We start from the raw sequence: 9,457 nt of genomic DNA on the forward strand, positions 1-9,457 counted from the left end.
GTCGCCGGCGGCGAGCACGACCGCGCCACCCGCTACCTCGCGCCGACGGTGCTGGCCGACGTCGACCCGGAGTCGCCGGTGATGCGGGACGAGATCTTCGGCCCCGTGCTGCCGATCGTCCGGGTCCCCGACCTGGACGCGGCGATCGCGTTCATCACCGCCCGGGACAAGCCGCTGGCGCTGTACGCCTTCACGTCCTCCGCGCAGACCCGGCGCCGGCTGACCGCCGAGACCTCCTCGGGGGCGCTGGCCTTCGGCATCCCGAACGCCCATCTCTCCGTCCCGGGACTGCCGTTCGGCGGGGTCGGCGAGAGCGGCCAGGGCGGCTACCACGGCCGCCTCTCGGTGGAGACGTTCAGCCACACCAAGGCGGTGCTGTCCAAGCCGCTGGCGCTGGACACCCTGCGGCTCGCCTACCCCCCGTTCACGTCCGGCAAGTCCCGGCTGCTGCGCCGCTTCATGTGACGCCGAGCGCGCGCAGCCACCCGCGGAGGGGTACGCGGGTGGCTGCGCGCGGCGGGCTCGGCTACGGGCGGGGCAGCACGCAGCCTGCCCGAGTCAGGTCGAGCACGTTGCCCGGGGCGAAGCAGTTCGGGATGGTGTAGGTCTCCTGGGCGTAGCCGATGTTGGGGTGGATGGTCACCGCGCCGTTCTGGTCGACCTCGCACGGGTTGTTCAACGTACAGGTCTGGCCGTCCTCGTTCATGGTGTTGTTCACGGCGACGACCTGGCCGCTGTTGACGTCGACCACCGGGGAGCCGGACGTGCCGCCGATGATGTTGCAGCCGGAGGTGTAGCGGACCGAGTCCTTGAAGGTCCAGCCGCCCTCCTTGAGCTGGTAGGCGAAGCCGTCCACGTTGCAGGAGTAGATGGTCTTCCAGTAACCGGAAGGCACCTTGATCGCGCTGCCGGCCACCGGGTGGGTGGTGGACATGGTCAGCGGGGAGATCCCGTAGGTCTTCTTGATGCTCGCGTAGGTGGTGCTCAGCCGGTAGATGGTGACGTCGGTGTCGGTCATCGTCGAGTAGAGGACCCGGTTGGCGCGCACCGTGCCGAGGCTGCTGCCGCTGCCGCTGAGCAGGGTGAAGCTGCGGGTGGACGCCTTGTCGGTGATCACCTGACCGGCGGACGGCATGCCGGTCTCCAGACAGTGCCCGTTGGTGAGGATCAGCCCGGGGTCGGTGTCCACGGAGCCGGGCATCCGGATCAGCGAGCCGGAGCAGTTGCTGAGCGCGACCGTCCCGGCCAGGTTCACGGTGACGGCGGACGCCGGGGTGGCGGTGACCAGGGCGGTCCCGGCGAGCAGGACGGTGCCGAGCGCGCCGATGAGCGGCTTCTTCATGAGGGTTGCCTCTCGGGGTGTGGGGTCCCACTGGAGTTCCCCTAAATTGGCGCGCCCATGACACGATGTCAAGAGTCACCGCATGCCCGAAATTCCCTCAACAGTTCGTCAACTCGCCTTCCAGTGGCGGCTTCCCAGGTTGATCAGGCGCAACTGGGTGCGCACCGTGCCGACGATCGCGGCCCGCTCCGCGGGGTCCGCCTCGACCAGCGCCGGCGCCGCAGCTCACCCGCACCCGCCTCGGCCTGCCTCTCGGCCTCGCCGCCACCGCGACCGCCGGGCCACGGCGCCCTCTTCCGCCTGGGCTGACCCCACTCCCCTGCCTGTCCGTTTTTCACCACGACCTGTCGGCCCGGCACCTCGCCGACCCGCAGACACCCGCCGTACGGTCGAACAGCAGACGGAAAACGGCAAGAGGAGACACCCCCATGAGCACCATCACCCTGTACGGCGCCACCGGCACCATCGGCTCCCGCGTACTGGCCGAGGCGCTGCGCCGCGGCCACACCGTCACCGCCGTGGTGCGCGACCCCGCAAAGCTGACGGTCACCCACCCGGCGCTCACCGTCGCGGTCGGCGACGTGCTGGACCCGGCGTCGGTGGCCGAGCACGCCAAGGGCTCCGCCGTGGTGGTCAGCGCGGTCGGCGGCGGCGACGGACCGGGCCACCAGGCCCTGATCGCCCCGTCCTTCGAGTCCCTGGTGGCAGGCCTGCGCACGCTCGGCACCGACACCCCGCGACTCGTCACGGTCGGCGGCGCGGGCTCCCTGCGCACCCCCGACGGCAAGCAGGTGTGGGACGCCGAGGGCCTGCCGGAGTTCCTGCTGCAGATCATGCACGCCCACGGCGACGCCCTGGACTTCCTCCGCACCGTCACCGACCTGCGCTGGACCAACCTCTCCCCCGCCGGCACCATCGCCCCCGGCGAGCGCACCGGCACCTACCGCGAGGCCCTCGAAGACCTGCTGATCGGCGCCGACGGCGAGAGCCGCATCTCCACCGAGGACTACGCGGTGGCCCTCGTCGACGAGATCGAGCAGCCCAAGCACATCGGCGAGCGCTTCACCGTCGCCTACTGACGCCGGCCCGACCCGGAACGCACCGGAACGCACAGGGGCGCGGCGAACTGCGCGAAGCGGAAGGCGCCGACCGCAGGATCACGACGCAGGCCATGACGTGCCATCGGTCGCGACCCGACGGACAGGCCGGCGCTTGTCGCGCAGTTCACCGCGCCCCTGTCGGCGCGCAGCCCCTGCTTCGGCTCAGTCGGGGATGACCAGGGCCGGGGTCTCACGCGTGAGCACCTCGCCGCGGAAGAACGCCGGGCTGCGGCGGGTCATCACGGCCATCACGACCAGGCCGAGCGCCAGCAGGCCCGCGCCGACCACGAAGACGGAGCCGACGCCGAACACCGAGCTGCCGCTGCCGTAGGACGGGTCGATCATGTCGACCAGCGACTTGCTGAAGATCGCGGCCAGGGTGAGCCCGCCGATCAGCGGGAAGACCACCTTGAGCACCGCGTCGCGGACCGAGTTGCGGAAGTCGCCGCGGAAGTACCAGGCGCAGGCGAAGGCGGTCAGCGAGTAGTAGAAGCAGATCATCAGCGTCAGCGCGGCGATGGTGTCGGCCAGCACGTGCGAGCTGACCATGGTCATCACGGTGTAGAACGCGCCGGTGCCGACACCGGCGGTGATGATCGCCCGGCCCGGGGTCTTGTAGCGCTCGTTGACCTCGGTGAAGGAGGACGGCAGCGCCTCGTACACGCTCATCGCCAGCACGGTGCGGCTGACCGGGATGAAGGTGGTCTGCAGGCTGGCGGAGGCGGAGGCCAGCACGGCGACGAACAGCAGCACGCCGAGGGCCGGGCCCATCACCGGGCCGGCCAGCACGGCGAGCACGTTGGAGGAGGTCTCGGGGTTGCCCAGGCCGGTGCCGGTGGTGCCGACGCCCGCGTACATCTGCACCGCGACGGCGGTGAACAGGTAGGAGCCGACCAGGACCACCATGGCGAGCATCGCGGCGCGGCCGGGGGTCTTCTCGCTGCCGCCGGTCTCCTCGTTGGCGCTCAGCGAGGCGTCCCAGCCCCAGTACATGAACAGCGAGAGCGACAGACCGGCCACGAACGCAGTGAAGGAGCTGGCCGCGAACGGATTGAACCAGCTCCAGGAGAAGTGCAGCGACCCGGCGGCGCCGTGGCCGGTGGCCTTGACGATCGCCATCACGCCGAACAGGCCGAGGACGACGAGTTGAAGGCCCACCAGGGCGTATTGGACGCCCTTGGTGGCGGTCATGCCGCGGTAGCTGATCATGGTCGCGATCGCGATCAGCGCCAGGCAGGTGACCACGTGCACCAGCTTGTTGTCGTTGAGCGCGGTGACCGAGTCGCTGCGGGTGATCTCACCGAGCAGCAGGTACAGGTACTCGGTGGCGACGCCCGCGAGGTTGGACAGCACGATGATCGTGGCGATCACCAGGCCCCAGCCGCACATCCAGCCGATCTTCGGGCCGAACGCCTTCACCGTCCAGGTGAAGGAGGTGCCGCTGTCGGGGATCGCCTTGTTCAACTCCCGGTAGGCGAAGGCCACCAGCAGCATCGGCAGGAAGCCGGCCAGGAAGAGCGCCGGCATCTGCAGACCGACGGCGGCCACGGTGGTGCCCAGCGTCGTCGTCAGGCAGTACACCGGGGCGACCGTGGAGACGCCGATCACGGCGTTGCCGAGCAGGCCTATCGAGTTGCTGTTGAGGCCCTTGGAGCGGACGCCGCCAGGGGCGTCCGAGCCGGTGGCGACGTCGGCGCCGGCTCCCGGGCGATTGTCGAGCTGAACCATGCGGGAACCGTAACCCCCACTGTTTCCGCAGCAGACCACGGCAGAAGCCGACCGTTCGCCTGCGTTTCATCTGCTGGTAGGCTTGGTTTCCGTTGATTGCATGATCTTTTGGGTGAGATCGCCTTTATTTCAGCTCTGTTAACGGCCTTTCACCCGGGGACGAAAACCGCACATCGCCCCGTTCCGGCCCTTTCGGGCATCGGTATGAGAAACACCACATACCTGCCCGGAACGGAACCGGCGGCCCGGACGACACGTCAGCAACCGTTCGAACACCTCTGGTTTCTCCCGCCCGCGGGCCCCTATGGTTCCCCCGTCACTCCAGGGAGGGGACCGGTATGACCGGCGTACTGACGTCCGACACCGAAATCCGCACCGTCCGGGCCGTCCGGGCCGGACGACCCGGCCCCGGGCCGGTCCGCTGCTCCGTCGGCGACCTGCTGCTCGCCGACCTTCCGGTCTCCGTGGTCCTCTTCTACGACCGGCCGCTCGACGCCGACGCCCTCGCCGCCGGCCTCGCCCGCGCCCTGGCCCGGCTGCCCGAATTCGCCGGCCGCCTGCGCACCGCCGCGGACGGCGACCTCTTCATCGACACCGACGACTCCGGCGTCCCCTTCACCGTCGCCGACGCGCCCCACACCCTCACCGAGGCCTTCGACCGGATGGCACTGCCCGCGAGCGGCCTGGTCGACCACGTCCGGGCCGCCGACGCCCGGCGCGAACCCCTGCCGCTGCTCACCGTCCGACTGAACCGCCTCACCGACGGCGCCTGCGCCCTCGGCATCTCCTGGCACCACGCCGTCGGCGACATGCACACCTTCGCCCTGCTGCTGCGCACCTGGTCCGCCTGCACCGAGGGCGCCGAACCGCCCGCCCTCGCCCCCACCGCCGACCGCGAACTCCAACTCGACGCCCACCTGCCCGCCGAGGACAGCGGCGTCCCCTCCCTCCGGCTGCCCGAACCCGCCGAGGCCACCGAGCTGCGACGCACCGTCGCCGCCGCCGGCCTCGCCAACCGCACCGCGCAGATCTGGTTCGCCCCCGCCGAGACCCAGCGCCTGCGCGCCGCCCTGGCCGCCGAGGCCGACCGCCCGCTCTCCGTCAACGACGCGCTCTGCGCCCACCTGATGCACGTCCTGCGCGAACTCGACGGCCACCGGGACCAGGAACAGACCCTCACCATGCCGGTCAACCTGCGCCGCCCGCTCGGCCTGCCCGACGGCGCCCTCGGCAACCTGCTCGGCGAGATCCGGCTGCCCTGGCGGCCCGGCACCACCCCCGCCCGGTACGCCGCCGAGCTGCGCACCGCCGTCGAGGAGTTCACCGGGAAGCACCTCTCCACCCGGAGCAACCTGAACTTCCTGCGGCGCATCGGCCGGGACCGGATCGCCGACTGCGTCCCCGCCGGCTTCGATCCCGCGCGGCGCACCCTCACCCTCTCCAGCTGGTGCCGCCTCGGCCTGCACGACCTCCCGCTGACCGGGCGGCGCCCGATCGCCTTCAGCCCCGCCGCCACCCTCCAGCTGCCGTGGAGCTCCTGGCTGGTCGAAGGCCCCGGCGGCGAGGGACTGCTCTACACGGTGGTCCTCCCCACCCGCCTCGCCGCGAAGCTGCGCGGCGCGCACGACCTGCTGCACGCCTACCGCGAGCCCTCCGACCCGCTTCCCGCCGTCGGTCCGCGCAAGCTGCTCTGAGCTCCGCGTCGGACCCGGCTCCTCGCCCGGGCCACGGCGTCCGTGTACAGCTCGGTGGTCAGGTCCGCGTCCGCGACGCCGAGCCGGCGCAGCGCGAGCCGGACGGCCGCCAGTGCGGACGGCAGCTCCGCCTCGTCGTCGGCCGGGGTCTCCACCTCCAGGAACACCCCGGCCAGCTCCGGCACCTCCACCACCGTCGCCAGCAGCGGACGGCCGTCCAGGAGCAGCTCCCAGTTCCGGCAGCGCTTCTCGAACGCGACCGTCTCGACCAGGCCGCTGCCGCGCAGGATCGCCCGCAGCGCCACCGGATCGGCCACCGCGGTCTCGGTCTCCGGCTTCGAACCCGACGCCTCGTCCACGGCCGCCCCCTTGTACGTGAGCACCGTCCGCGCCCCGGCCTCCCCCGTCACCGTCCGCACCCTCAGCTCGGCCCCGCCCACCGTCAACTCCCCACCCGGACGGTCGAAGTACACGTCCCGGTACACCTCCACCCGCCCGGCCGCACCCGCCCAAGCGGCCAACCGCGCCACCAGCCGTTCCGGCTCCCGCACCCGGACCTTCAGCTCCGCCTCGATCACCACGCCGCCTCAGCTCCCCGCTCCTCGCTCGCCCAACACCCGCTCCACCGCCCGCAGGGCCGCGTCCCACGGGTACGGGCGGGCGTCGCCGATGCCCGGCTCGTCCGGCACGAAGCCCCCCTCACCGAGCAAGACATGCACGCCGGCCTCGCGCAGGGTCGCCACGCTGCGGGCGAACTGGGGATGGGCGGCGAGCGCCGTGTTGACGCAGGGCATGACGAGCACGGGGATGCCCTTGCCGAGCGCCTCCGCCGCGTAGCCGACCACCCAGGAGGTGGTGAGGCCCAGCGCCAGGCTGTTGACGGAGTTGAACGTCGCCGGCGCGAACAGCACCACGTCCGGCACCGGCAGCACATCCGGCTGGCCCGGCCACCGGTACGCCGACTTCACCGGGTATCCGGTCTCCTCCTCCAGCCGCGGCAGCTGCACCTCCAACCACCCCCGCGCCACCGGCGTCAGCCCGACCGCCACCTCCCACCCCCGCCCCCGGGCCTCCCGCACAGCATCGGGCAGCCCGAACACCGCCCCCGCTCCCGCCCCGAACAGGTACACCACCGGCCGCCCGGCCCCGCTGCTGCGTTCCATCCCGCCATGCAACCGGGCCGGTGGCAACCGCCGCAATCCCTCCCCGCGAGCCGTCAGTGCCCGTGCGGTTCGGGCTTGTGCGGCTCGGGCTTGTGCGGGTGCCGTTCGGGCGCCGTCGTGGTCCCGCCCGGGGCCGTGTCCACGCCGGTGAGCAGGTTGTGGCTGCCCAGAGCGGTGAGGGTCGCCCCGTCGAACCGGTAGGTGGCGGCGTTGCCGGACGGGTCGACCGCCCGCAGGTCCACGATGCCGTCGTGATCGACGTCCGCGGCCTGGACCACCGGCTTCGCCGCGGCGTCCCAGCCCTGGGCGGCGACCAGGACCGGCGCGGCAGGGGTGCCGAGCGTCAGATCGAGCAACGCGGCCGGGCTGTAGTAGTACAGCTGTCCGCCCGCCTCGGCGCGGGCGAACAGGGCGGGCATGTTGTCGACCAGCGCCGTCGTGATGCTCCAGCCGTTCCAGTTGCCGGTGCCGGTGGGGTTGGTGTCGGCGAGAACCACCTCGGCCCGGAAGAACCCGCCGGACATGGCGGCGGCGGGCTGCAGCCACAACTGACCGTCGAGGACGCTCAGCAGCGAGGGGAATGGGTTCGAAGGTCCTGCCGACCCGGGACGCGGTCCGCCCACCGGCCAGGATCAAGATCTACTGGTGGTACTGGGTTCACCATGAAATCGGGTGCAGGTTTCATGGCACCGCCCTCCCGCGGTGCCCTAGCGTCGTGCCATGACGATTCCAGCTGGACTGAGACGCACGGTCCTCCGGGCGCAGCGGGACACCGGCTTTCTTGCTGCCGGTGTGCTGCCGCACCTGGCGCTGGTGCCCGTGTGGTCCTGGGCGGCGACGACTACCGCCCGGACGGGGAACTGGCTCCTCACGGTTTCCGTGTCGGCCGCCCTGGTCCTGCTCGGCACCCCGGTGCTGACGGCCGTTCAGCGGGCTCGCTACCGGGTGCTCATGGGTGTGGACGTCCCCCGACTCAACCTCACCGCGCCGGAACGATGGACGTGGGCCTCGACCGCCCGGTGGCTCGCGGCGACGCGGCCTTGGCGCAAGATCGGCTACCACCTCGTGCTGGGCCCGCTGCTCGCACTGCTGGAGCTGCTGGTGCTCGCGGTGGCAGTGGCATGCCTGGCGGGCGCTGTCGCCTACGCCTGGGCATGGGCGCTGCCGGCCGGAATCCGCCACGACTGGTTCGGCTACCTGATCCAGCTGCCGGCCTGCACAGCGGCCGGGCTCCTCCTCCTGTGCGCCCTGCCCTGGACGGCGCGGGCAGTGGCCCGGGCCGAGGCGCGGCTGGCGTTGGGCCTGCTCGGGCCCAGCCGGGCGCAGCGGCTCCAGGCTCGGGTCGATCAGCTGGCCGTGAGCCGGACCGACTTGATCGAGGCCGTCGACGCGGAGCGCCGCCGGATCGAGCGCGACCTGCACGACGGCACCCAGCAGCGGTTGGTGTCTCTCGCGGTCAACCTGGGTCTGGCCATTGCCACCCGGCCGGACCTGCCGAGTGATGCCCGCGAGGTGATCACGAGAGCGCACCTGGACGCGAAGGAGGCGATCGCCGAACTCAACGACCTGGTGCGGGGGCTGCACCCGGCCGTGCTCGAAGACCGAGGGCTGGACGCGGCGTTGTCCGGGCTGGCTGCCCGCACGCCCCTGCCGGTACGGCTGCGGGTCGATCTGGAGGAGCGGATGGCGCCCACTGTGGAGTCGGTCGCGTACTTCGTGATCTCCGAGGCGCTGACCAACGCGACGAAGCACGCCGGCGCGATGCAGGCAGAGGTGATAGTCCGCCAGGTCGGCGAGGTGCTGCGAGTGCGCGTCACCGACGACGGACTGGGCGGCGCCGACGCCACCGGCACGGGGCTGACCGGGCTGGCAAAGCGGGTCGGCTCCCTCGACGGGGCCTTCCACGTCAGCAGCCCTGTCGGCGGGCCCACCACCATCACCGCGGAGCTGCCGTGCGCGCGGTGATCGCCGAGGATTCGGTGTTGTTGCGGGTCGGCCTGATCAAGGTGCTGGAGATGGGCGGGTTCCAGGTCGCCGCGGAAGCCGGTGACGCGGAGGGGCTGTTGGCGGCAGTGGCGGAGCACCGGCCCGAACTTGCCTTGATCGACGTCCGGATGCCGCCCGGCTTCACCGACGAGGGGGTGCGGGCGGCGATGGAGATCCGTCGCCGCTGGCCGGGGACGCCGGTGGTGCTGCTCTCGCAGTACGTGGAGGAGCGGTACGCGGCCGACCTGCTGTCTGCGAACACCAGCGGTGTGGGCTACCTGCTCAAGCAGCGGGTCGCCGATGTCGCCGACTTCGTGGCGGCGGTCCGGCGAGTGGCGGACGGGGGCACGGCCCTGGACCCGCAGGTCGTCGCCCAGTTGCTGCTGCGACGCGACAGCGACCCGCTCGCACGGCTGACCCCCCGCGAACGGGAGGTGCTCGGCC

General features: G+C 71.8%; 10 protein-coding genes. 5 read left to right on the forward strand and 5 right to left on the reverse strand.

Annotated elements, in window-relative coordinates:
- A partial coding sequence (locus IEZ12_RS37530; protein ID WP_229847133.1) for an aldehyde dehydrogenase family protein occupies nucleotides 1-465 on the forward strand: 465 nt, incomplete at its 5' end.
- Between the two features lie 61 nt (nucleotides 466-526).
- Here IEZ12_RS37530 and IEZ12_RS01400 read toward each other — a convergent pair.
- Complete coding sequence (locus IEZ12_RS01400; RefSeq protein WP_189270371.1) at nucleotides 527-1,342, reverse strand: S1 family peptidase; 816 nt, start codon at nucleotides 1,340-1,342, stop codon at nucleotides 527-529.
- 428 nt (nucleotides 1,343-1,770) lie between these two features.
- Here IEZ12_RS01400 and IEZ12_RS01405 point away from each other — a divergent pair, with 428 nt between their 5' ends.
- Complete coding sequence (locus IEZ12_RS01405; RefSeq protein WP_189270372.1) at nucleotides 1,771-2,421, forward strand: NAD(P)-dependent oxidoreductase; 651 nt, start codon at nucleotides 1,771-1,773, stop codon at nucleotides 2,419-2,421.
- Nucleotides 2,422-2,604: 183 nt separating this feature from the next.
- Here the strand turns inward: IEZ12_RS01405 and IEZ12_RS01410 are convergent, their stop codons facing one another.
- Nucleotides 2,605-4,170, reverse strand: a complete 1,566-nt coding sequence (locus IEZ12_RS01410) for an APC family permease (protein WP_189270373.1) — start codon at nucleotides 4,168-4,170, stop codon at nucleotides 2,605-2,607.
- Between the two features lie 338 nt (nucleotides 4,171-4,508).
- Between IEZ12_RS01410 and IEZ12_RS01415 the strand changes: the two genes are divergently transcribed.
- Nucleotides 4,509-5,864 (forward strand): acyltransferase, encoded by a 1,356-nt coding sequence (locus IEZ12_RS01415; protein ID WP_189270374.1) that lies wholly within the window; start codon nucleotides 4,509-4,511, stop codon nucleotides 5,862-5,864.
- Here the strand turns inward: IEZ12_RS01415 and IEZ12_RS01420 are convergent.
- The 3 genes from IEZ12_RS01420 to IEZ12_RS01430 are packed head-to-tail and all read right to left on the reverse strand — an operon-like array spanning nucleotide 5,810 to nucleotide 7,575.
- Nucleotides 5,810-6,445, reverse strand: coding sequence for a class IV adenylate cyclase (locus IEZ12_RS01420; RefSeq protein ID WP_308430976.1), 636 nt, complete (start codon nucleotides 6,443-6,445; stop codon nucleotides 5,810-5,812). The two genes, IEZ12_RS01415 and IEZ12_RS01420, sit on opposite strands and share 55 nt — an antisense overlap.
- A 6-nt stretch (nucleotides 6,446-6,451) precedes the next feature.
- Nucleotides 6,452-7,027 (reverse strand): flavoprotein, encoded by a 576-nt coding sequence (locus IEZ12_RS01425; RefSeq protein WP_189270375.1) that lies wholly within the window; start codon nucleotides 7,025-7,027, stop codon nucleotides 6,452-6,454.
- 53 nt (nucleotides 7,028-7,080) lie between these two features.
- Nucleotides 7,081-7,575, reverse strand: coding sequence for a hypothetical protein (locus IEZ12_RS01430; RefSeq protein WP_189270376.1), 495 nt, complete (start codon nucleotides 7,573-7,575; stop codon nucleotides 7,081-7,083).
- A gap of 172 nt (nucleotides 7,576-7,747) precedes the next feature.
- Between IEZ12_RS01430 and IEZ12_RS01435 the strand changes: the two genes are divergently transcribed.
- Nucleotides 7,748-8,992 carry a sensor histidine kinase gene (locus IEZ12_RS01435; protein WP_189270377.1) on the forward strand — a complete coding sequence of 415 codons (1,245 nt, stop codon included), beginning with the start codon at nucleotides 7,748-7,750 and terminating at the stop codon, nucleotides 8,990-8,992.
- Nucleotides 8,980-9,457: response regulator (locus tag IEZ12_RS01440; protein WP_229847134.1), on the forward strand; the 478-nt coding region annotated here is incomplete at its 3' end. The genes IEZ12_RS01435 and IEZ12_RS01440, both read left to right, overlap by 13 nt.

Source organism: Kitasatospora griseola, from assembly GCF_014648555.1.
Lineage (GTDB): Bacteria > Actinomycetota > Actinomycetes > Streptomycetales > Streptomycetaceae > Kitasatospora > Kitasatospora griseola.

What these genes read in the sequence shown, in the direction of transcription:
- IEZ12_RS01400 (WP_189270371.1), bottom strand. Translation starts at nt 1,342, where the DNA reads ATGAAGAAGCCGCTCATCGGCGCGCTCGGCACCGTCCTGCTCGCCGGG.
- IEZ12_RS01405 (WP_189270372.1), top strand. Translation starts at nt 1,771, where the DNA reads ATGAGCACCATCACCCTGTACGGCGCCACCGGCACCATCGGCTCCCGC.
- IEZ12_RS01410 (WP_189270373.1), bottom strand. Translation starts at nt 4,170, where the DNA reads ATGGTTCAGCTCGACAATCGCCCGGGAGCCGGCGCCGACGTCGCCACC.
- IEZ12_RS01415 (WP_189270374.1), top strand. Translation starts at nt 4,509, where the DNA reads ATGACCGGCGTACTGACGTCCGACACCGAAATCCGCACCGTCCGGGCC.
- IEZ12_RS01425 (WP_189270375.1), bottom strand. Translation starts at nt 7,027, where the DNA reads ATGGAACGCAGCAGCGGGGCCGGGCGGCCGGTGGTGTACCTGTTCGGG.
- IEZ12_RS01435 (WP_189270377.1), top strand. Translation starts at nt 7,748, where the DNA reads ATGACGATTCCAGCTGGACTGAGACGCACGGTCCTCCGGGCGCAGCGG.